General features: G+C 64.0%; 24 protein-coding genes and 1 pseudogene. 18 read left to right on the forward strand and 7 right to left on the reverse strand.

Annotation, left to right across the window (positions count from 1 at the left end):
* Positions 1-101 precede the first annotated feature (101 nt).
* Both ACLI1C_RS13360 and ACLI1C_RS13365 read left to right on the forward strand, forming a co-directional pair.
* Complete coding sequence (locus ACLI1C_RS13360) at positions 102-1,334, forward strand: aminotransferase class V-fold PLP-dependent enzyme (RefSeq protein ID WP_411397510.1); 1,233 nt, start codon at positions 102-104, stop codon at positions 1,332-1,334.
* A 165-nt stretch (positions 1,335-1,499) separates the two neighbouring features.
* Entirely contained in the window at positions 1,500-2,405 is a 906-nt protein-coding gene (locus ACLI1C_RS13365; RefSeq protein WP_411397512.1) for a DMT family transporter, read from the forward strand.
* Between the two features lie 26 nt (positions 2,406-2,431).
* Here the strand turns inward: ACLI1C_RS13365 and ACLI1C_RS13370 are convergent, their stop codons facing one another.
* Positions 2,432-2,896, reverse strand: a complete 465-nt coding sequence (locus ACLI1C_RS13370; RefSeq protein WP_411397514.1) for a DUF2147 domain-containing protein — start codon at positions 2,894-2,896, stop codon at positions 2,432-2,434.
* A gap of 240 nt (positions 2,897-3,136) precedes the next feature.
* Here ACLI1C_RS13370 and ACLI1C_RS13375 point away from each other — a divergent pair, with 240 nt between their 5' ends.
* The 10 genes from ACLI1C_RS13375 (at position 3,137) to arsC (ending at position 9,359) form a co-directional block, all read left to right on the forward strand.
* Complete coding sequence (locus ACLI1C_RS13375) at positions 3,137-3,730, forward strand: thymidine kinase (RefSeq protein WP_411397515.1); 594 nt, start codon at positions 3,137-3,139, stop codon at positions 3,728-3,730.
* A gap of 2 nt (positions 3,731-3,732) precedes the next feature.
* Complete coding sequence (locus tag ACLI1C_RS13380; RefSeq protein WP_411397517.1) at positions 3,733-4,125, forward strand: acyl-CoA thioesterase; 393 nt, start codon at positions 3,733-3,735, stop codon at positions 4,123-4,125.
* Between the two features lie 85 nt (positions 4,126-4,210).
* Complete coding sequence (locus ACLI1C_RS13385; protein ID WP_411397518.1) at positions 4,211-4,828, forward strand: peptidase inhibitor family I36 protein; 618 nt, start codon at positions 4,211-4,213, stop codon at positions 4,826-4,828.
* Positions 4,829-4,964: 136 nt separating this feature from the next.
* On the forward strand, positions 4,965-5,621 hold the full coding sequence (locus tag ACLI1C_RS13390) for an SH3 domain-containing protein (RefSeq protein WP_411397519.1): 657 nt from the start codon (positions 4,965-4,967) through the stop codon (positions 5,619-5,621).
* 113 nt (positions 5,622-5,734) lie between these two features.
* Positions 5,735-6,319 (forward strand): peptidase inhibitor family I36 protein, encoded by a 585-nt coding sequence (locus ACLI1C_RS13395; protein ID WP_411397520.1) that lies wholly within the window; start codon positions 5,735-5,737, stop codon positions 6,317-6,319.
* 183 nt (positions 6,320-6,502) lie between these two features.
* Positions 6,503-6,907: a hypothetical protein gene (locus ACLI1C_RS13400; protein ID WP_411397521.1), complete on the forward strand. Its 405-nt coding sequence runs from the start codon at positions 6,503-6,505 to the stop codon at positions 6,905-6,907.
* Positions 6,908-7,001: 94 nt separating this feature from the next.
* Entirely contained in the window at positions 7,002-7,358 is a 357-nt protein-coding gene (locus ACLI1C_RS13405; protein WP_411397523.1) for an ArsR/SmtB family transcription factor, read from the forward strand.
* Positions 7,351-7,878: an arsenate reductase ArsC gene (locus ACLI1C_RS13410; protein ID WP_411397525.1), complete on the forward strand. Its 528-nt coding sequence runs from the start codon at positions 7,351-7,353 to the stop codon at positions 7,876-7,878. Before ACLI1C_RS13405 ends, ACLI1C_RS13410 begins: the two co-directional genes overlap by 8 nt.
* A 3-nt stretch (positions 7,879-7,881) precedes the next feature.
* The gene (gene arsB, locus ACLI1C_RS13415) at positions 7,882-8,940 is read left to right on the forward strand and encodes an ACR3 family arsenite efflux transporter (RefSeq protein WP_411397528.1); all 1,059 of its coding nucleotides are present in this window, start codon (positions 7,882-7,884) and stop codon (positions 8,938-8,940) included.
* The gene (arsC, locus tag ACLI1C_RS13420) at positions 8,937-9,359 is read left to right on the forward strand and encodes an arsenate reductase (glutaredoxin) (protein WP_411397529.1); all 423 of its coding nucleotides are present in this window, start codon (positions 8,937-8,939) and stop codon (positions 9,357-9,359) included. Before arsB ends, arsC begins: the two co-directional genes overlap by 4 nt.
* Positions 9,360-9,362: 3 nt before the next feature.
* Here the strand turns inward: arsC and ACLI1C_RS13425 are convergent, their stop codons facing one another.
* From ACLI1C_RS13425 to ACLI1C_RS13435, 3 genes are all read right to left on the reverse strand, one after another.
* Positions 9,363-11,258: a diguanylate cyclase domain-containing protein gene (locus ACLI1C_RS13425; RefSeq protein WP_411397531.1), complete on the reverse strand. Its 1,896-nt coding sequence runs from the start codon at positions 11,256-11,258 to the stop codon at positions 9,363-9,365.
* 293 nt (positions 11,259-11,551) lie between these two features.
* The gene (locus ACLI1C_RS13430; RefSeq protein WP_411397532.1) at positions 11,552-12,088 is read right to left on the reverse strand and encodes a GFA family protein; all 537 of its coding nucleotides are present in this window, start codon (positions 12,086-12,088) and stop codon (positions 11,552-11,554) included.
* A complete protein-coding gene (locus ACLI1C_RS13435; protein WP_411397534.1) occupies positions 12,085-12,471 on the reverse strand; it encodes a DoxX family protein in 387 nt (128 codons plus the stop codon). The genes ACLI1C_RS13430 and ACLI1C_RS13435 overlap by 4 nt, the downstream gene beginning before the upstream one ends.
* Positions 12,472-12,710: 239 nt before the next feature.
* Here ACLI1C_RS13435 and ACLI1C_RS13440 point away from each other — a divergent pair, with 239 nt between their 5' ends.
* Positions 12,711-14,003 carry a PQQ-dependent sugar dehydrogenase gene (locus ACLI1C_RS13440; RefSeq protein ID WP_411397536.1) on the forward strand — a complete coding sequence of 431 codons (1,293 nt, stop codon included), beginning with the start codon at positions 12,711-12,713 and terminating at the stop codon, positions 14,001-14,003.
* A gap of 476 nt (positions 14,004-14,479) precedes the next feature.
* Complete coding sequence (uvrB, locus tag ACLI1C_RS13445) at positions 14,480-16,846, forward strand: excinuclease ABC subunit UvrB (RefSeq protein ID WP_411398331.1); 2,367 nt, start codon at positions 14,480-14,482, stop codon at positions 16,844-16,846.
* 187 nt (positions 16,847-17,033) lie between these two features.
* Here the strand turns inward: uvrB and ACLI1C_RS13450 are convergent, their stop codons facing one another.
* From ACLI1C_RS13450 to ACLI1C_RS13460, 3 genes and pseudogenes are all read right to left on the reverse strand, one after another.
* Complete coding sequence (locus ACLI1C_RS13450) at positions 17,034-18,899, reverse strand: cold shock domain-containing protein (protein WP_411397538.1); 1,866 nt, start codon at positions 18,897-18,899, stop codon at positions 17,034-17,036.
* Positions 18,900-19,091: 192 nt separating this feature from the next.
* The gene (locus tag ACLI1C_RS13455) at positions 19,092-19,244 is read right to left on the reverse strand and encodes a DUF559 domain-containing protein (RefSeq protein ID WP_411397540.1); all 153 of its coding nucleotides are present in this window, start codon (positions 19,242-19,244) and stop codon (positions 19,092-19,094) included.
* 59 nt (positions 19,245-19,303) lie between these two features.
* Positions 19,304-19,453: pseudogene (locus tag ACLI1C_RS13460) on the reverse strand (DUF559 domain-containing protein); the annotation flags it as partial.
* 260 nt (positions 19,454-19,713) lie between these two features.
* Between ACLI1C_RS13460 and ACLI1C_RS13465 the strand changes: the two are divergent.
* The 4 genes from ACLI1C_RS13465 to ACLI1C_RS13480 all read left to right on the forward strand — a co-directional run bounded on the left by ACLI1C_RS13465 (position 19,714) and on the right by ACLI1C_RS13480 (position 21,876).
* Positions 19,714-20,223 (forward strand): pyridoxamine 5'-phosphate oxidase family protein, encoded by a 510-nt coding sequence (locus tag ACLI1C_RS13465; protein WP_411397541.1) that lies wholly within the window; start codon positions 19,714-19,716, stop codon positions 20,221-20,223.
* Positions 20,224-20,423: 200 nt separating this feature from the next.
* A complete protein-coding gene (locus ACLI1C_RS13470; protein ID WP_411397543.1) occupies positions 20,424-20,621 on the forward strand; it encodes a hypothetical protein in 198 nt (65 codons plus the stop codon).
* Between the two features lie 111 nt (positions 20,622-20,732).
* Positions 20,733-21,122 carry a hypothetical protein gene (locus ACLI1C_RS13475; protein ID WP_411397545.1) on the forward strand — a complete coding sequence of 130 codons (390 nt, stop codon included), beginning with the start codon at positions 20,733-20,735 and terminating at the stop codon, positions 21,120-21,122.
* Between the two features lie 430 nt (positions 21,123-21,552).
* The gene (locus ACLI1C_RS13480; protein WP_411397547.1) at positions 21,553-21,876 is read left to right on the forward strand and encodes an SH3 domain-containing protein; all 324 of its coding nucleotides are present in this window, start codon (positions 21,553-21,555) and stop codon (positions 21,874-21,876) included.
* The last annotated feature ends 31 nt before the right edge of the window (positions 21,877-21,907 follow it).

Here is a 21,907-nt window from a genome sequence, read left to right on the forward strand (position 1 = left end):
GCCCCCGAGCAGGCGTCGGGCAGGCCCCGGCCCTCAACGGCCGGGGTTTGCTTTTGCCCGCTCATCCTCTACCAATCGGCGACCCACCGACTGGATATTGCATGACCACCCTGCCCCTCAATCCGGCCCGCATCCGCGCGCTATTCCCGGCCTTTGCCGAACCATCCCTGCGCGGCCAGGCCTTCTTTGAAAATGCCGGTGGCTCCTATACGTCCCAGGCGGTTCTCACCCGGCTCGACCATTACTATCGCGCCACCAAGGTGCAGCCCTATGGGGTCTACCCGGCCTCCCAGGAAGCCGGCGCCGCGATGGATCTCAGCTACGAGCGCCTCGCCCAGGCCCTCAACGTCACTGCCGACTGGATCCATTTCGGTCCCTCCTCCTCGGCCAATACCTATGTGCTGGGCAATGCTTTTGCCGGCTGGCTGAAGCCGGGCGATGCGATCATCGTCACCAATCAGGATCACGAGGCCAATACCGGCGCCTGGCGCAAGCTGGCCAGGGCCGGCATCGAAGTGCGCGAATGGCAGGTCGATCCGCAGACCGGCCGCCTGTCGCTCGCCGCCCTCGATGCCCTGCTCGACAGCAAGGTCAGGCTGATCGCGGCGCCCCATTGCTCCAACGTGGCGGCCGAGATCAATCCCATCGCCGAAATCGCGGCGCGCGCCAAGGCGATCGGTGCCGTCACCGCCATCGACGGCGTCAGCTATGCCCCGCATGGCCTGCCCGATCTTCAGGCGCTCGGCGCCGACATCTATTTCTTCTCCGCCTACAAGGTCTATGGCCCGCACCAGGGCATCATGGCCATCCGCCCCGAACTGGCGCAGGCCTTGCCCAACCAGGGTCACTACTTCAACGACGCCAAGCTGCGCTATCGCCTGACCCCGGCCGGTCCCGACCACGCCCAGATCGCCGCCTGCTCGGGCATTGTCGACTATCTCGAAACCGTCGCTTCCATTGCCGGCGACAGCGTCGAAGGCGCCGATCCCTTCCGCCGCGCCCACGCCGCCATGCGTTCGCAGGAAATCGCCCTGGCCGCGCCCCTGCTCGATTATCTGCGCCAGAAGAATTCCATTCGCATCATTGGCCCCGACAATCCCACCAGCCGGGCCCCCACCATCGCCCTCAGCCTCTCCGAACCCGGCGCCGCCGTCGCCGCGCGCCTGGCCCGCCACGGCATCATGGCCGCCGGCGGCCACTTCTACGCCTACCGCCTGCTCGAGGCCCTCGGCATCGACCCCAATCACGGCGTCTTGCGATTGTCCTTCGTGCACTACACCACGCCGGAGGAGATCCAGCAGCTCATCGCGGCGCTGGATGCGGAACTGAAGTAGACCCCTCTTCACCTCTCCCTTTGGGGGAGAGGTCGGCCGAAGGTCGGGTGAGGGGGCCTTTCCATCACACCGCAGCAAGGCCCCCTCACCCGACCCGAAGACGGGTCGACCTCTCCCCCAAGGGAGAGGTGAAGTGCCCGATCCCTTTCTGACAAGGCGATTCCAATGTCCCGCCCTCTCGCCGCCCTCATGCTCCTGGTCTGCACCATGCTGTGGGGCTTTGCCTTCGTGGCGCAGAAATCCGCCATGGATTCCATGGGTCCGCTGACCTTTGCCGGCGTCCGCTACCTGCTGGGCGGCTTGCTGGTGCTGCCGCTGGCCCTGTGGGAACGCCGTCGCCGCCCCACGCCGCTGAGCTCCACCCACTGGGCGCTGATCATCGCCATGAGCCTGGTCTTCTTCATCGGCTCCTGGCTGCAGCAGACCGGTCTGGCCACCACTACCGCCACCAATGCCGGTTTCCTCACCGGGCTCTACGTCTTCTTCGTGCCGCTGCTCGGCTTCCTGATCTTCCGCAGCCGCCCGCATCCGATCATCTTCGCCGGCGTGCCGCTGGCCCTGGTTGGCATCTACTACCTCAATGGGGGCGGCCTCGACAGCTTCAATGGCGGCGACGGTCTCATCGTCATCAGCGCCGTGTTCTGGGCCATGCACGTGATCCTGCTGGGCCACATTGCGCGGGCCACCGGCCTGCCGATCTTCGTCTCCGCCGTCAGCTTCCTGTTTGCCGGCGCGGTGGCGCTGGGCCTCGCCTTCGTCATCGAAACGCCGACCTTGGAAGGCATCGGCGCCGGCTGGCTGGAGATCGCCTATGCCGGCATCCTCTCCACCGCCGTGGCCTTCACCTTCCAGGCCATCGGCCAGCAATATGTGCCGCCGGCCAATGCGGCCATCATCCTCTCGGCCGAGAGCCTCTTCGCCGCCATTGGCGGCGCACTGCTGCTGGGTGATCGTCTGCCGCCCATCGGCTATGCCGGCGCGGCGCTGATCTTTGCGGCGATTGTCGCCGTCGAAGCCATCCCCCCGCTCTGGTCAAGGCGACAGGCGCATATGGCGAAGACGACCAACTGACCCAAAAGGAGGAAATGGGGGCCGCCCTACTCCTGATAGCGATACATCTGGTAGGTCTTGCAGATCACGAAGGCCACGCAGCCCTTGAGCGTGATCTGGTCCTCGCTCACCTGGGTGATCGTGCCGCCCGCCGTCTGCCCATAGATATGCAGGTCGCCCTTCCACTGGTTGGGCTTCACCTGCCGCGCATGGTCGATCATCAGCGTATTGAGATAGGGCAGGTTTTCCGCATTGTCGGCGCCATTGCCCAGCCAGATCAGCGTGCCGCACAGCGCCGTGCCATCGCCGCACAGCTCGACGCTATAGCGGGAATCGCGCATTTCGATTTCCCAGGTCCCCTCGGGCGAGGCCATCGCCGGCTGGGCCAGCATGGCCAATGCACCACCAACAAGAACCGCTTTCCGCATCGCAACACACTCCATACCGGGGATGATCAGCTTGCCGTCGCCAAGCTGAACTGCAGCTGAACGGCCGCCAGCAAACAGCGTCATGCCCGCGTCATACAAGCCCGCTAGCGTCATCGTGTTCCCGGCCTCCCCCACTCGGCCCGGACCCCCGCCGCGCCCCACGTCCCCAACGTCGCGCCCGGCCTTTTGGAGAGCTCGGCCGCCAACCCCGGCTCTCCGCCGATTTGATCGGCATCTTTGGCCGCCCCGGTTGGGCGGCCTCTTTTTTGTGGAGCGCCCGTCTTTCCGCTCGCGCACCGCCATCCGCTCCGGCACAACGTGGCCATGGCCAAGCTCTACTTCTCCTATGCGGCGATGAATGCCGGCAAGTCCACCTTGCTGCTGCAGGCTGCATACAACTACCGCGAGCGCGGCATGCGGCCGCTGCTCTATACGTCCTCGCTCTACGTGCAGGATGGTGTCGGCCTCATCTCCTCGCGCATCGGCATTTCCGAGCCGGCCGCGCTCTATGCGGCGGGCGATGATCTCTATCAGTCGATCCGCGACGAGCAGGAAGCCGGCAAGGTCGATTGTGTCTTTGTCGACGAGGCCCAGTTCCTCACTCCGGAGCAGGTGTGGCAGCTGGCCCGCGTCAGCGACCGCCTGCGCATTCCCGTCATGTGCTTTGGCCTGCGCACCGACTTTCTGGGCAATCTCTTCCCCGGCAGCCAACAGCTGCTTGCCATTGCCGATGTGCTGCGGGAAATTCGCACCATCTGCGAATGCGGGGCCAAGGCCACCATGGTGGTGCGCCAGAACACCGAGGGGCGCGTGCTGACCGACGGCGATCAGGTGTCGATCGAAAAGTCCGTCTATGTCTCGCTCTGCCGCAAGCATTGGGAAGAAGCCGTCGGCCGCTGGCCGGTGAAAGGACCTTGATCATGCAGCCTGCCGCCACCGAGCCCACCGGCGCCCTCACCATCCGCACCCTGGCCATGCCCGCCGATACCAATCCCGCCGGCGACATCTTCGGCGGCTGGGTGATGAGCCAGATGGACATCGCCGGCGCCATCGCCGCCGTCGAGCGCAGCCAGGGTCGCGTCGTCACCGTGGCCGTCGAGGCCATGACCTTCATCGCCCCGGTCAAGGTCGGCGACATCCTCTGCGTCTACACCACCGTCGAGCGCGTCGGCACCACCTCCATCACCATCAGCATGGAAGCCTGGGCCCGCCGCAACCGCATCGCCGACCGCGTCAAGGTCACCGACGGGCGCTTCGTCTATGTCGCCCTTGCCGAAGACGGCTCCAAGCGCCGGATCGAACCAGGCGCCTGAACAAATCCGTTCAGACAGCGTTCAGCTAGCGTGTGGTCAAAGCACGTAAGGTCAAATTTGGCCGTTTAGTTTCGGAGTATTGTCCGTGAAACCGGTTCGCATTGGTCTCTTTTCCGCCCTCATGGTGCTCGCTGGCACGGCTGTCGCCATGGCGCAGCAGACTGTCACCATCACCGCCAACACCAACGCCTACAAGGGCCCGGGTTTCGAAACCGGCTATGCCGGGACCATCCGCGCGAATACGCCCGTCACGCTCGATCACTGCGAAAGCAATTTCTGCATGGTCTACTACGGGACCCAGACGATCTGGGTCGAGCAGCAATATGTTGCCCAGGCGCCCCAGCCGCAGCCGCAGCCTCAGCCGCAACCCCTGCCGCAGCCTCAACCCAATCCCGGCTGGCCCTGGCCACAGCCGCAGCCACCGCGTCCGACCCCCCCCCCGGTCGTCGATGACGCCCCCGGCGCGTGCTTTTACAGCGAGCGCAATTTCCGCGGCACGAGCTTCTGCATCGACGAGGGCGAGTCCTTCACCCGCCTTCGCAACTGGGACAATATGATCCGTTCGGTGGAAGTGTTCGGCGGCGCCCGTGTCGATCTCTGCTCGGATTCCAACTATCGCGGCTACTGCGTGACCTTGCGTCGCGACACGTCGCGCCTGCCGAGCGAGCTTGATCGCAGGGCATCGTCCATCGACGTGTATTAACCCCGTCAGAGCAATTTCCGGGGAGCCGGAACTCTTTCATCTGACTCCCCGTTTCTTAGACAAACAAGGCTGGTTCCGGTCACCAAGCGTCGTCCCGCCCCGGGACTGGCCGGCCCAGCGCAGAGGAGCGCCTGAAATGAACCGCCATACCCGCAAGATGTTGCTGAACATCGCCACCGGCGTCGCCGTTGCCGCCACCGCCGTCGTGGTCTTCCTGCCTGCCGCCAATGCGGCGCCGGGCACCGTGACCGGCAATGTCAACGTGCGCTCCGGCCCGGGCACCAATTACGGCGTGGTCGATACCGTCCGTCGCGGCACCACCGTTGACGTGCAGCAGTGCCAGGGCTCCTGGTGCTATATCGCCAAGCCCGGTCCTGATGGCTGGGTCTCGGCCAACTATTTGAGCGCTGGCGGCGGTGCACCCGTCAATCCGCAGCAGCCCGGCCTCTCCTTCGGCTTCTCGACCGGCCCGGGCGGCCCGACCTTCAATTTCGGCATCGGCCAGCAGCCGCAGCCGCCGGTCATCCGTCCGCCGGTCGTCCAGCCGACCTTCGGCGAAGCCTGCTTCTATGATCGCACCCGCTTCCGCGGCGCCAGCTTCTGCCTCGAAGAGGGTGAGAGCATCCGCAACCTGGGTGACTGGGCCGACCGGATTTCCTCGATCGACAACCAGGATGGCCTGCAGGTTCAGGTCTGCTCCGAGAGCAGCTTCCGCAACTGCCGCACCTACACCACCAGCGCATCCTCGCTGGGCGATTTCGACGACTATGTCGTCTCTGTTCGCGTGCGCTGATCCAGCGCTCCGGACCAACAGGGCGCAGCCTCGGCTGCGCCCTTTTTTGTCCCCTATGAGGCCAGCCCTTCCCGCGATAGTGTAAACACCCATCAAGGCACAGGATTATTGCGATGCGTCACTTCGGCCGCCTGCTGACCGCCCTTACCAGCTTCCTGTTCATCCTCGCTCTCGGCCAGGCACCTGCCATGGCCGCGTCGCTGTCAGGGACCCACGCCTGGAGTACCGACACGCTGACCCTGCGCAATGGTCCGGGCATGGCCTATGACCTGACGGGCGAGATCGCCGGAAAGCTCGAGATCAAGGTGCTGCGCTGCCAGCGGCTCTGGTGCCTGGTCGATGGCCACGGCGGACGTGGCTGGACCTACAAGCGGCACATTTCCTTCGGCAAGACGCCCACCCCCTGGCCCGGCGGCGTCAATCCCGATTACCCCTCCGGCGGCCCGGGCAGTGTCTGCTTCTACCAGGGCACCAATTATACCGGCACCGCGCTGTGCGTCGGCTCTGGTCGTGTCATCCAGGATCTGGCTTTGCTCGGCCTCGACAACGGCTTCTCCTCGGTCCGCATCGACGGCAACGTTTCCGCCGCCGTCTGCCGCGACCGCTTCTTCCAGAGCTATTGCGAGCGCATCATCGCCTCCCAGCCGGTCCTCGACCGCTACCTGCGCCGCAGCCTGTCCTCCATCCGGGTCTACTAGTCAGTCTCGCCCACACTCGGGGGCGGCACGGCAGCCGCCCTCCGCAGCCTGCCCGATGTAACTGCGCTGGCACAGCACCCCGAATCGACCATCTTCCACCCGCCCCGCGACGGCGCTAGCTTCTGCTGGTGCGCCCGAGTCGCCATCCTGGCGCCTCGCGCCATCAAGGGGGGATTTCTCAGCATGCCAGGACTGTCACATCTCTACTTTCGCAGCGCCATTGTGTTCCTGATTGTCGGCATCAGCGTCGGCATCCACATGTCGGTCAGCGGCAATCACAATGTCATCGGCGCCCACGCCCATATCAACCTGCTCGGCTGGGTCACCAGCGCCCTGTTTGGCGGCTATTATGCGCTGAACCCGGCCAAGGCCACCGGCCGCCTGCCCATGGTGCAGTATTTCATCTACACCATTGGCGTCGTCATCATGGGCGGCTCTCTCTACCTGCTCCTGCAGGGCAATCTGGGCATGGAGCCCATCGTGGCCGCCAGCTCGCTGATCACCTTCGCCGGCGTCCTGCTCTTCGCCTGGGTGGTGTTCATGCCTGCCGGCGCGGGGGTTCACGCCACCCCGCGGGCAGCCGAATAGCTGCACCGATGCAGGCGGAATGCCCGCCTGCATCACCATCCTCCCGCCCATCAGCCCGTCTTGACACCTCACATATATCGATTAATCTCGATATATGGAATCCAGCATCGCCATCGAGATCTTCGCCGCCCTGTCCCAGCCGACGCGCCTCGAGGCCTTCCGGCTCATCGTGGCGCAGGAGCCCGAGGGGCTGCCGGCTGGCGAGATCGCGCGCCGGCTCGATGTGCCGCAGAACACGATGTCCACCCATCTGGCCATTCTCACCCGCGCCGGCCTGATCGAGGCCGATCGCCAGGGCCGCTCAATCGTCTATCGCGCCGTCATCGACCGGGTGCGCGAGATCGCCAGCTTCCTGGTCCAGGATTGCTGCGGCGGCCGGCCCCAGCTGTGCGAGCCCCTGGTCGCCGATTTCACCCCGTGCTGTCCGCCAAAGGTCTCCAGCCATGCCTGAGCGCATCTACAACGTCCTGTTTCTCTGCACCGGCAACTCCGCCCGCTCGATCATGGCCGAGGCGATCATGAACCATCTCGGCAAGGGGCAGTTTCGCGCCTTCTCCGCCGGATCGAGCCCCAAGGGCGACGTGCATCCCCTGACGCTCGAAGCGCTGCGCACCGCCGGCATCGCCACCGACGGCCTGCGGTCCAAGGCCTGGGACGAGTTCGACAAGCCGGACGCTCCGAACATGGATTTCGTCTTCACCGTCTGCGACAATGCCGCGGGCGAAACCTGCCCGGTCTGGCCCGGCCAGCCGATGACCGCCCATTGGGGCATCGAGGACCCCGCCGCGGTTCATGGCACGCCCTTCCAGCAGCAGGCCGCCTTCGACGCTGCCCTCCGCTTCATGCGCAACCGCATCACCGCCTTCATGAGCCTGCCTTTGTCCAGCATCGACCGCCTGACCATGGCCTCGAGGCTCCGCAACATCGGCGCCATGGAAGGCACCACCGGCAGCCACGGGGAAGTCGCCTAGTCCATGTCCATATTTGAGCGCTATCTCTCCGTCTGGGTCGGTCTGGCCATTGTTGCCGGCATCGCCCTGGGCCAGTTGTTCCCGGGCGTCTTTTCCGCTCTTGCCGCCCTCGAAGTGGCCAAGGTCAACCTGCCTGTCGCCCTGCTGATCTGGGCCATGGTCTATCCGATGATGATCGCGGTGGATTTCGGCAGCCTGCACCGCATTGCCGAACAACCCCGCGGCCTGATCGTGACCCTGGTCGTCAACTGGCTCATCAAGCCCTTCACCATGGCCCTGCTGGGCGTCGTCTTCTTCAAGGGGGTCTTCGCCGGCTGGATTCCGCCGGCCGACGCCGATGGCTATATCGCGGGGCTGATCCTGCTCGGCGCTGCTCCCTGCACGGCCATGGTCTTCGTCTGGTCACAACTGATCCGCGGCGACGCCAACTATACCCTGGTGCAGGTCAGCGTGAACGACGTGGTGATGGTCTTTGCCTATGCCCCCATCGTTGCCCTGCTGCTGGGCGTCACCGACATTCCCGTGCCGTGGGAAACCCTGCTCCTGTCCGTCCTGCTCTATGTCGTCGTGCCCCTGGCCGCCGGCATAGTCACGCGGCGGCAACTGCTGGCGGCCGACGCCTCCTCCGCCCGCCTCGATGCCTTCACCGCCCGGCTCAAGCCTGCCTCCATGGCCGGTTTGCTCGCCACCGTCGTGCTGCTCTTCGGCTTCCAGGGCAATGTCATCCTGGCCCAGCCCCTGCTGATCCTGCTGATCGCCGTTCCCCTGGTGATCCAGTCCTACGGCATTTTCGCCATCGCCTACGGCGCCGCCTGGCTGCTGCGCATCCCGCACCGCATCGCGGCCCCCTGCGCCATGATCGGCACATCCAACTTCTTCGAACTGGCCGTGGCCGTTGCCATCAGCCTGTACGGCCTGTCCTCGGCCGCCGCCCTGGCCACCGTGGTCGGCGTACTGGTCGAGGTGCCGGTCATGCTCTCCCTCGTGGCCCTCGCCAACCGGACGCGCACCGCCTTCGATGCCAATGCCCGCGAAGAGCAAAAGGAAAGGCCGGCGCAATGACCGTCACCATCTACCACAACCCCGGTTGCGGCACCTCGCGCAACACCCTGGCCATGATCCGCCAGTCCGGCGTCGAGCCGGTCGTAGTCGAATATCTCCAGACCCCGCCCTCCCGCGAGCGCATCATGCAGCTGGTGACCGCCGCCGGCCTGCGCCTGCGCGACGCCATCCGGCAGAAGGACACGCCCTATGCCGAACTGGGCCTGGCCGATCCCGCTTTGGGCGACGATACCCTGCTCGACGCCATCGCGGCCCATCCCATCCTTCTCAACCGGCCCTTCGTCGAAACGCCGCTGGGCACACGCCTCTGCCGGCCCTCCGAAGTCGTGCTCGATATCCTCGAAAATTCCGCCATCGGCCCCTTCACCAAGGAAGATGGCGAAGTCATCATCGACGCGACCGGCCGGCGCCTGGTCTGACCGTCAGGCCGCCGTGCGATCCTTGCCGATGATCCGCGTGCCCACCACGCGGTCGCGGCCGGCCGCCTTGGCCCGGTACAGCGCCTCATCGGCCGTGCGCACCAGCTCCAGCGGGTCGCGATGCAGGTTTTCCGGCGGATAAGTGGCCACCCCCACGCTGGCCGTCACATAGCCACGCTCGATCGACTCGTGGGGCAGCCGAGACTCCGCCAGCGCCCTGCGGAAGGCCTCGGCAATCTGCTGGGCGCTCTCGGCATCGGTATCGGGCAGGATGGCGGTGAACTCCTCGCCGCCATAGCGCGCGGCAAGGTCCGTCGGCCGCCTGATGCTGGCCTTGAGATGCTGGCTCACCAGCCGCAGGCATTCGTCGCCCGCCGGATGGCCATAGCGGTCGTTGAAGGCCTTGAAGTGGTCCACATCGACCAGCAACAGGCTGAGCGCCGTGCCCGCCCGGGCGCTGCGCCGTGTCTCGGTCTCGATGGCCTCGTCGAAAGCCCGGCGGTTGAGCAGGTCGGTCAGGCTGTCGGTGCGCACCAGTTCCTTGAGCTGGTTGGTTGTCGTGTGCAGCGCCAGCTCGGCCAGCTTCATGCGCGTTACATCGGCGATCACCACCATGGTCGAGCCCGAACTGGTCGGCCGCGTGCGCAATTGCAGCCAGCGGCCGTCGAACAGGTTGATCTCCTCCTCGCTCTCCACGGCGAGGTTGGCGACAATGGCGTCGATCCACGCTTCCGGATTGTGCCGCGGCACGGTGATCTGCTCCCCGGTCTCCACCACTGCCTGCAGGATGTCGCGCAGATAGGCGCCCGGCTGCCGCAACTTTCCGGTGTGGGGAAAACAGGCGCGATACTGCTCGTTGCAGAACACCAGCCGCCCCTCGGCATCGAACATGGCCAGCCCGTCGCTCATCTCCGCCAGCGCATAGGACAGCGTATCCCGGCTCTCGACCAGCTCCTGCCGCAGCGTCTTGTCCACCGTCACGTCCCGCGTCACGCCGGCTAGGCCGATGATCTGCCCGGCCGCATTGTGCAACGGCACCTTCGAGGTGGAAAACCAGCGCTCCCGCCCGCTCTTGTCGACAAACAATTCCTCGAAATCCACCCGCGGTTTCTCGCCGCTGAGGATTTCCCGCTCATGCGCCGACAGCATGCTGGCCCGCTCGGGCGTGGTCAGGTCGAAATCGGTCTTGCCGACCATTTCGGCCGGCCGCGCAAAGCCGTTGAATTCGGCGACCGTATTGTTCACCGCGGCAAAGCGCCCATGCCGGTCCTTGATATAGTTGAAGTCGGGCGATTGGGCCAAGGCGGCGGCCAGCAGGTCGCGTTCCGCCGAGCGCCGCCGCGCCTCCAGCACCACCATGCCGGCGAGCCCCGTCGCCACCACATTGAGCAGCATCTGCGGCACGCTGATATTGAGCAGCAGCGGCACGATGGGCCCCTGCGAGACTGCCACCAGCGCCCCGATCCAGACCAGGGCCGCAACGCCCCCCGCCACCAGGCAATGCCATACTTTCGTTCTGCGACGGCCGATCAGCAGCCGTCCAACGAGGCCCACCAGCACGAACAGGGTGATGACCACGATGCCCGGCACCATGCCGGCGCCACCCATGCCGATGCGCCAGCCGAGCGCTAGCAGACCGCTGATAACAGCCGCCAGTGGGCCCCCGAACAGGCCGGCAACCACCAGCAGCGTCGCCCGCATGTCCACATACATGCCCGGCTCGAATTCCACCGACATGGCCATAGTGGCAATGGCGCCAACGCCCATGGTCGCGCCAAACAGCGCGCCGCGCATCGCGCCGGACAGGCCAAAGAGCCGCGAGCGGGCATAGCCCCAGCCGAATACGACCAGCATCACCACGGCGACATTGCCGATCAGGATTTGCCAAGTGGACGTCAAACCACTTCACCTCGCGCACCGGACCGCCACGGCCCGCATGGCCCGGGCAAGACCCGGGCTAGCCTGCATGAGTATCATTGAAGTGTTCGCTATTCCTAAACCAGACCGTGCTCATTCGAGCAAGCGAGGCATGCAGTAATCGCTGTTGGCGAACCACATCGCGACGTGCCGACAACTTGGAACCGCGCCAAGCCGTCCGTCCCGGGCCGGGCCTCGTCCGGCATCTTCCGGAAGCCGTCCGGCTTCGGCTGTTTAGGGTGCGCCCAGGGGCGAATTCAGTCGACGAAACACCCCTACCCCCGCAGCTCGACCTCCGGCGTATCCAGCGCCAGCGCCGGCGACTTGAAACCCATCGCCGCCCAGGCCAGCAGCAGGCCGAAGTAGAACTTCGTCGTCTCCCAGCCGCCCGCGGGTACGCTGTCATCCAGCGTCACGCCCGCCGGCACATTGCCGGTCTGGGTGCGCAGGTCGGGCGCCGGCAGCGTCCCGGCCGGCCACAGATTGCCGTATAGGCTCGCCCAGTGGCCACCCTGGAATTCGGTCAGCACCGGCGTATTGCAGCAGCTGGCGATCACCCGCCGCGTATGCGACTTGGGCCCGAGGCGGAAATTGCGCAGCCATTCCTTGCCGGCCACGATGCGCACGCGATCCTTGCGATAGAGCACGTAAAGCGAGCCGCCGTTCTGGCCCGTCACCCTGGGTGCACCGGGCAGCGCCTCCATGCGCCGCTTCGCCTCGCGGCAGGACGTGCAGTGGCATTCCGCCACGATGATCGGCGCCTCGCGCACGTCCAGATGCACCTTGCCGCAGCCGCAATGCAGGTCGGTCATGCCCGTTCCCCCTTCTTGATCACTGGAAACACGGCCCGGACCTTGGTGTCGCGCAGCCACAGCGCCAGCCACACCGCCGCCCCCAGATAGATGGAGAACAAGGTATGGCTGAACAGCGGATTGTCCACCCGCAGATTGGCCGCCAGCGAGCCGCCCAGCAGCCCCGTGGTCAGCACCGCGCCGAGCAGCGCCGTGCGCGGGATCAGGAACAGCACCATGCATCCCAGCTCGATCAGGCCGATCAGCACCAGGTACTTTGCCGGCCACCCCACCACCTCCATGGGCTCCCGCGCCACCGCCAGACCCAGCAATTTCGGCGCCGCCGAGGCCCCCGCGAGGAACAGGCCGATCAGCCCGCTCAATACCCATCCCGCTGTTTTCATCGTCATCTCCCAACCGGCAGCCCATGCCGCCCTCTGCTTCCACGACGACCGGCCCCCGCCGCCTTCGACAGGCCCCAGCCGAATTCCTTCGGCGGCCCTGCAGCGGCGCCTGCGCTCGTTCGAGGATTAGTGATCGCCGGCGCTGCAACGGACCGCGCCCTCACGCCTTAGGTCTCTCACACGCTGCATGCAGCGACTGCCAAAGCCCCTCAATTTGATGATTCCGGATAGGATATATCATGCTGAAGACCTCACGCCTTCTGGCCGGCACCGCACTTTCGGTGGCCCTGCTGGTCACTCCCGCATTGGCGCAGACCGATGCGACATCTCCTGAAGCACCAGTCGAAGGCAGCGCACCTGCCGAAGGCGATGCAGTCCCGGCGGGCGAACCCGTCGAGACCCAGCCTGCCAATGCCCCCGATCAGGTTCCGGCTTTCCCCGGCCAGACCCGCGCTCCCCAGCCGGCCGACCTGGTCGAGACCACCAGTGAAGTGGTGGCCGAAGGCCTGCCACAGCTCTGGGCCATGGAATTCCTGCCCGATGGGCGCATGCTGGTCACCGCCAAGCAGGGCACGCTGCACATTGTCGGCGAAGACGGCGAGCTTGGTCCGGAAATCCCCGGCGTGCCCGAAGTCGATGCGCGCGGCCAGGGGGGCTTGCTCGACGTGGCGCTGGCGTCTGATTTCGACAGCTCGGGCCGCATCTTCCTGTCCTATGCCGAGCCGCGCGATGGCGGCAACGGCACCGCGGTTGCCAGCGCCACATTGGCCCTCGACGATGCCGGCGGCGGCACGCTCGAAGATGTCTCCGTCATTTTCCAGCAGCAGCCCACCTATGACGGCGACAAGCACTTTGGCTCCCGCATCGTGCCGACCGATGACGGTTCCCTTTACATCACCGTCGGCGAGCGCTCCGACGAGGTGACGCGCGTCCAGGCCCAGGAACTGGCCAGCGGCTTCGGCAAGGTGTTCCATGTCGATCTCGACGGCCAGCCCATGGCGGACAATCCCTTTGCGGACACCGAGGGCGCCCTGCCCGAAATCTGGAGCCTCGGCCACCGCAATGTGCAGGCCGCGGCGCTCGATGGTGACGGCCGCCTCTGGCTGGTCGAACACGGCGCGCGCGGCGGCGATGAGCTGAATCGGCCCGAGCCCGGCCTCAACTATGGCTGGCCCGATGTAGCCTATGGCATCGAATATAGCGGCGAGGCGATCGGCGAGGGCATCACCGCCGATGCCGACACCCAGCAGCCGGTCTATTACTGGGATCCGGTCATCGCCCCATCGGGCATGGCCTGGTATGAGGGCGAGGAATTCCCCGAATGGAATGGCGCTTTCCTCATCGGCGGTCTGGTCGCGACCGGCATTGTCGTTACGCATCTCGAGGGTGATCGCGTTGCCTTCGAGGAACGTGTGCCGCTCGACGCCCGTGTCCGCGACGTGCGCGTCGGCCCCGATGGCGCCGTCTATGCCGTAACCGAGGACCCGGAAGCCGGCACCTCGACCATTGTCCGCGTCACCCGCGCCGACTGACCCCACGCGGGCTGCTGCCACCGTCTGTCAGCAGCCCCCGTTCCCTCTCCGTTAGAGACCCGTTATGCTGCCCGGGACATTGCACAACCGCGCCTCGTTCCCCATCTGAGTCGCCTTATCCAGCGCTGGAGCGCTTCCAGGTAAAGTGGTGACCGGTCATCCGGTTCGGAAGCGCGACAACTCGAACGCGAGCAATCCCCATGGCCGACAAATCCGCCCGCCCCGGCAAAGCCGAATTCTCCATCGACGACTTCCTCGGCGAGATCGAGAAGGCCGAGGATATCGCCGCGTCCAAGCCGCTCTATGCCGAGCGCATGCGCAACAAGCGCGCGCTCGACCGCGCCGACCAGAAGCTGGCATCCGACGCTGCCGAAGCCGAGGCGGCGGCGCTGAAGGCAGCCCAGCAGGCGGAAAAGAAGAAGACCGCGCTGGAAAAGCGCCGCTCCACCAAGTCCAACAACGACACCGCCACCGGCATGTCGGCCAAGACCAGCAAGACCAAGATCAACTCCGTCGATCGCATCGACTTCGACGGCATGGGCGAACCGGCCCAGGCCGGCTTCGGCCACAAGCCATCGGCCCGCGAGATTTCCCGCGCCGCCGCGGCCGATCCGGAAGCCCAGGCCCGCCTGCGCGAGGCGCTCGACGCTTCGGTGAAGAAGAACAAGGCCCGCAAGGGCGAGAGCCTCGAAAACGCTCAGACCGTCGGCGTCACCGCCACCGTCAAGGCGCTCGAGCAGATCATCCTGCATGGCCGCAAGGAGGTGGAAGGCTCATCCCCCTGGGTGCCGCACAAGGCGCAGAACCGGCTCGAAAAGCGCAGCCCCGCCCGCCCCTTCCGCATGCAGACCAGCTACCAGCCCGCCGGCGACCAGCCCACCGCCATCGCCGAGCTGGTGGAGGGCATCAACAATGGCGAGACCGACCAGGTCCTGCTCGGCGTCACCGGCTCGGGCAAGACCTTCACGGCCGCCCAGGTCATCGCCGCCACCAACCGCCCGGCGCTGATCCTCGCCCCCAACAAGACCCTCGCCGCCCAGCTCTATGGCGAGTTCAAGTCCTTCTTCCCCGACAATGCGGTGGAATACTTCGTCTCCTACTACGACTACTACCAGCCCGAGGCCTATGTGCCGCGGACGGACACCTATATCGAGAAGGAATCCACCATCAACGAGCAGATCGACCGCATGCGCCACTCGGCGACGCGGGCGATCCTCGAGCGCGACGACGTCATCATCGTCGCCTCCGTCTCCTGCATCTACGGCATCGGCTCGGTCGAAGACTATACCGCCATGACCATCGACGTACAGAAGGGCCAGAAGATCGACCAGCGCGAGCTGCTCGCCAAGCTCGTGGCCCTGCAATACAAGCGCGGCGACACCGGCTTCGTGCGCGGCACCTTCCGGGTGCGCGGCGATACGGTCGAAATCTTCCCCGCCCACTATGAAGCCGCCGCCTGGCGCGTCAGCCTCTTCGGCAACGAGATCGAATCCATTACCGAATTCGATCCGCTGACCGGCAAGAAATCCGCCGACCTCACCTTCATCCGCGTCTTCGCGAACAGCCACCACGTGACGCCGCGCACCACCATGAACCAGGCCATCAAGGCCATCCGCTCCGAGCTGGCGGCGCGCCTCCAGGAGCTCAACGGCGCCGGCCGGTTCCTCGAAGCCCAGCGCCTCGAGCAGCGCACCCTTTTCGATCTCGAAATGATGGAAGCCACCGGCTCCTGCGCCGGCATCGAGAACTATTCGCGCTACTTCTCCGGCCGCAAGCCGGGCGAGCCGCCCCCGACCCTGTTCGAATATCTCCCCGACAATGCCCTGGTCTTCGTCGACGAAAGCCACGTCACCATCGGCCAGCTCGGCGCCATGTATCGCGGCGACCTGCGCCGCAAGGCGACCCTGGCTGAATACGGCTTCCGCCTCCCCTCCTGCATGGACAACCGTCCCCTGCGCTTCGAGGAATGGAACGCCATGCGCCCGCAATCCGTCTACGTGTCCGCCACGCCCGGCTCATGGGAAATGGACCAGACCGGCGGCGTCTTCGCCGAACAGGTCATCCGCCCCACCGGCTTGATCGATCCCCCGGTCGAAATCCGCCCCGCCAAGGCCCAGGTGGATGACGTGGTCGACGAAATCCGCCAGACCAACAAGGCCGGCTACCGCACCCTGCTCACCGTCCTCACCAAGAAAATGGCCGAGGACCTCACCGAATACCTGCACGAACAGGGCATCCGCGTCCGCTACATGCATAGTGACGTCGATACCATCGAGCGTATCGAAATCATCCGCGACCTGCGCCTGGGCGCCTTCGACGTCCTTGTCGGCATCAACCTGCTGCGCGAAGGCCTCGACATCCCCGAATGCGGCCTCGTGGCGATCCTCGACGCCGACAAGGAAGGCTTCCTGCGCAGCGAAACCTCGCTGATCCAGACCATCGGCCGCGCCGCGCGTAACGTCGACGGCAAGGTCGTGCTCTATGCCGACCGCATCACCGGCTCGATGGAACGCGCCCTCGCCGAAACCAACCGCCGCCGCGAGAAACAACTCGCCTATAACGAAGCCAACGGCATCACCCCCCAATCCGTCCGCTCCAACATCCACGACATCGTCGACAGCGTCTACGAACAGGACCACGTCACGATCTCGATCGGCAAGGGTCGCGACGGCAAGGAACAGGTCCAGGTCGGCGCGAATTTGGCGGCCGTCATCAAGGACATGGAAGCCCAGATGCGGGAGGCTGCGACGAACCTGGAGTTCGAGAAGGCGGCGCGGCTGCGCGATGAGGTCAAGCGGCTACGGGAGATGGAGTTGGATACGTTGAGTGGGGAGGTAAGTTAGCCCCAACCACCGCTCATCACACTCGGGCTTGACCCGAGGGGTCTTTGTTCTTCTAGCAGACATCACGAGAAGGAAGGCTGTCGAACCAGGACGGCCCTACTCTCTGGCTCGACCCGAGGGTTCATGACACTGACTGCGCCAACTCACAATGACATTCCGGCGGAGCTCAGCATCCGCCAAATGGCACCTACCGCGATCCCTTCCTTCCAATCCCCGTGGCTACTAGCCGACCCTGGCCGTCTTGCTTCATCTCGAACACTACGCTATCGCCAGCCTTTACGTCGTATCCCACAGACAGCCCCGTCTTATGGAAGAAGATAGGAGCCGGAAAACCGTCAGCCTCCAAAAAACCAAAACCTTTCTTAGGGAAGTACTTTTGGATTACTGCGGAGAAGAATTTCTCCCGCTTCGCCGCACTTCTAGAATTCTGGCGCTCGTGTAGGGGCTTCCCCAAGTTTAGTGCGGAAGTCAATCCATAGTGAATTTCATATTCGAGCCCCGCCTTTACCTTTGGCGAGATATTAGTGATAGTCCGGTCGATGAAGCACCAGTGAATAAATCGCTCTTCATCTGCGCGTTCTATGTAAGAAATTACGTTTACATCATAGAGAAATTGTAGAAATTCCTCTGGATTTTTCATAAAGCTTGGAGGCGCTTTCCCTTGGCCCGCGAGAAAACCAGTAAGCTGAGTATAACAATCCAAGAATTGCTCATACGTAAAACCCTTCTTCCCCTCCAAATACTCAAAGAATTTTAAGAATGTCTCAAATTCTTCAGTGTTGTAATAGAACGAAAGACTATCGCGTATCTCACCAAGAAAGTAGTTACTATAGGAGTCACGAAATTCTGGGCTGTTCAGATCGCGTAACTCAAAACTGCGCTTCTCCGGAAATTTCTTTACGTACAGCTCATACAACGTATCGAGAATGGTAAGAATGTCTCGCGGCCTGTGAAAAGAATAACGAAGCAGCGCGACAAACGATGATCGGCCACTGATTTCAGCACTCAAATTTGCGGCGTCAAATGGAAAATAGTGATCCCAGCACGCTCCTGTTTCTGACGGCTCATCCTGTTGGGACAGGAACATCCTATCCGCTAATTTGAACAGGTCCGAACCTCGATGAGTTGGGTACTTCGTATTCCAGTTCAAAACGACCGAATTGTCTTTCAGCTTGGTATTTCTGTTCACAAGGCCCAGCGAGTTAAAAATGTCCGGGCGCAACAAGAGAACAACCCGCATCCGCCCTTTTGAGTCATTAATTGACGGAAATACATCATTGTTGATGGCCCAAACCGCATTCGCCAAACCCTTGACGCAGTCGAGATAGTCGCCAAACGGGATAGTTTCTGGTCGAATATCGATGCCATCGATAAACAATATGTGGTTTTCTGACAGCTTAATTGACTTTAGCGCGTCCTCAAGATGCTTTTCGATATAGAGTAGATTTGTCTGAAATACGCTGCTGTCTGTCTTGGCGGTGTACTCGTTTGACGCGTTAGCCTTCGCTTCGATGCCTAAGTACTTCGCAAGCATCTCCGCCGAAATCTTAGAGTTCTCGACAAACTGCAGTGCGGACGGAATTTCGGGGGCGAACGCACTGCTGTAATACTCATCCACTGCGCTCTTGATCGCAGAATATTTCCAACCTGACGAAATTTTCCTAACAAGACCAGAGTCGCTATCGATTTCCTTTGCCATTAGAAGGTAGACGATCACCTTCCAAATACTAGTGTAGTCTGAAAGCTCCAATCTGTTGTCATTCTTCAGACTGATGAACTTTAGGTAGTCAGTTTCTCTAATAAATTTGTGAAAGGACCTATTTTCTCGATATGTCGTGTTTGAGAAATGTACCGCATACGCTGTTTTGCCTGTACCCTTCTCACCAACAAGAAAAAAGATATTTGGCTCGCATATCTCGTCAAGCGCATCTGTCCGAAGAAAAATTTTGTTGAACAGCTCTCGATTTTCGCGCCGCTTGTAATTCTCCGCATCTGAGAAGCCAAACGTTATGTCCTTTAGCGGCTTCATCCTGTGCCCTCGCGTCAGATTCATTTTGTTCAATGTCGCCTAAAAATTGGGTTTTGGGAATTGGCGAGCCACAACATCAACGGTTGGTTTGTTGTGGTGCGTTCGGGGCATCTAGAGATCACTAATACAAGGCGCCCTTCGGCCTCCCCTTTGTACGTGGCCAGGCCACCGCCCGAGCCGCATCACCGACCGGTCCCTCCCCCTCTTCAGGGGAGGCTAAGGTGGGGGTCCCTTTTCGGGCTCGCCCAGCGCGCCGCGCAGCACGTCGAACGCGCCATCCGCATTCTCCAGCATGTCACTATTGGTGAAGCGCAGCACGGTGTAGCCGAGCCCGCTGAGAGCATCGGTCCGCCGCGCATCATGGGCCATCCCCGCCGCGCATAGTGGCTGTCGCCGTCGATCTCGACGACCAGCTTGATGCGCTTGCAGACGAAGTCCACCACATAGGGTCCGATCGGCGCCTGCCGCCGCCAGTGCCAGCCGCTGTCGCGCCAGGGGCGGATCAGCGCCCAGAAGCGGCGCTCCGCCGCCGTCTGGTCGCGCCGCAACCGGCGGGCAAAGCTGATGGGATCGTCCATGGCGCCTCCGGGGTGAAGGCTGGCATGAGTGGTGCAGAAAGAGAACCCCACCCGGCCTCCCCCTCAAGAAGGGGGAGGAGGGGCATCGGGGCTCGCCACCGCCCGAGCCCCACCCCGGATCGGTCCCTCCCCCTCTTCAGGGGGAGGCTAGGTGGGGGTTGCACCCACCCCCCCGTTTGGATCACCCGCCTGCCAAAAATATCCCCGGCAACCACCCGTCCCGCCGGCCATTACCCCTGTCCACAGCAGGAGGCCCAGACATGGCCAAGGAACATCCCGACGACAACCAGAAGACCCCGGCCGAAGTGACCGATCGGATCTGGGAACTGACCAAGAAGATCGACATCTGCATGTTCACCACCTGGGACGGGCAGAACCAGCGCAGCCGACCGCTCTCCGCCCGCGTCTTCCGCGAAGAAAATGCCATCCACTTCCTGGTCGATGTGGAAGGCCACAAGAATGGCGAGATCGAGCGCTTCCCCACCGTCTCGCTCGCCTGGGTCGATAGCGGCGGCCACAAATATGTGGTGATCGCGGGCACGGCCAAGCTCAGCAATGACCGCGCCAAGATCGCCGAACTCTGGTCCGACTGGGACAAGGCCTGGTGGGAGGACGAGAACGATCCGGCCATTCGCCTGATCACCGTCACTCCCGAGGATGGCGAACTGTGGGACAGCCCCAATGCCGCCGTCACCTTCGCCAAGATGGCCATCGCCGCCGTCACCGGCGCCGCCCCGAAAATGGGCGACAATGCCGAGGTCAAGCTCTAGCGGCTGAGGCCGCCCCGCCCACGCGGGACGGCCTGACCGCACGCGATGTCCTTCCGGGGAAGGCCGGGATCAACGGCTGGGTTGACCTCGTACAGGACCGACGGGCGAACCAGCTTATACATCTTGTGATCACCGCCCCACTCGACTCTCACCTCAGCCCATATTAGAACAAAACCAGAACACAACCTGTCGAGGCCGCCATGCCCAGTTTCACCACCGAACTCGCCAACCGCACCACCCGAGAGCTGCCGCTCACCCTGGCCGAGGCCAGCCAGATGGCCGAGGCCGGCTTCAGGTTCGCCGAATTCAATCCCGAGCAGAACCGCTATCGCATCAGCCGGCCCTATGAGCTGGTGATCGTCCCCGAGCGCAACACGCTGACCATAAGCCAGTCGTGATTGCCGGCCGGGTAACGGGCGCCCCGCCACCGCCCGCTCTCCCGCCCCCAGGAAAAAACTTATCCCCCTCGCCCTTTCCGCCCCCATGCTGTGGGCGAAAGGAGACCCCCTATGGTCGAGATCATTTCATTTCTCAAAGTCCTGGAGCATGAGCGGCTTTCCGAGCGGCTGGTCGCTTTGCGCCGGCAACTGGGCCGGGCCGCCACCGACGGCACCGGGCCGGTCGCCAGCCCCACGCTCGTTGCGGCCGCCGCCGCCCTGCTGGCCGACACCTATCGCCTGATTTCGCGCGAACCGGGCGCCCGCACCCTGCCCCGCCTCGATCCGCGACAGGCCGTCACGCATCGGCAACTCGCCACCATGCTGCGCGATGCCGATCTCAAGCTCGACCTGTTCAAATACGCCCATCGCGACCACGATAACGACTATGGCGATGAGTGGCTAACCATCGAGGGCATCGAGGCTTTTCGGGAAGACCGAAAAACTTATCCCCGCTTCTGAAGCCGGGCGCATAATGGACCCATCCCCGCCAGTCACGCGGTGCCGACGAAGCATCGGGCGGGGGGACTGGCAGCCGGGGTCGCCTGGCACCGGCGTGTATGCTGACCACCGGCCGGTCTGGCGTGTGGGGAACTGCGGCTCCTTGCAGAAAGGAGGTCCGGGATGGCTTCGGCCTGATTGGCAACCGCCCCACCCCGCCGGGCTCAACCCCGATAGCGGGTGGCCGCTCGATGCGTGCGCCGGAAAAACCGGATCGTGTGAAGCGGCTTTCGCCTCTTCAAACTGAACAAACAGGCGGCGCAAGCCGTCGGGGCGAAAGCCGCTTCATACCGTGAAACCGCAGGCGTCCGCGCCGTGCGTCGTCGCGCCGTGCCTTGAAACCGCCGCCTGCCCGATGCATGACTCCGGAACCCCGTTTCCGGAGCCCTCGATGCGCGCGATCCTCGCTGTCCTTGCCTGTATGCTGCTCGTGGCGCCCGCTTTGGCCGCGCCCACTGCGCGGGTCAGCGGCGGCAATATCGCGGTGCGCACCGGGCCGGGCTACCACTATCCCGCCATTGGGCGCCTCGCCAATGGCAGCGAGGTAACGCTCGACTACTGCACCCGCGACGACCAGTGGTGCTTCGTCACCGGAACCGGCTGGGTGCTGAGTTCCTATCTCGTCGGCTGGTCCGCCAAGATCCCCGTCACCCCGCCCACCTTCAGCGGCCCCCTGCTCGGCCCGGACGACGACGACAGCTTCTTCGGCTGGTAACCCGGCTCACCCCCGGTCCGGCCCCGCGGGC

It is taken from the genome of Devosia sp. XGJD_8, assembly GCF_046614475.1.
Lineage (GTDB): Bacteria > Pseudomonadota > Alphaproteobacteria > Rhizobiales > Devosiaceae > Devosia.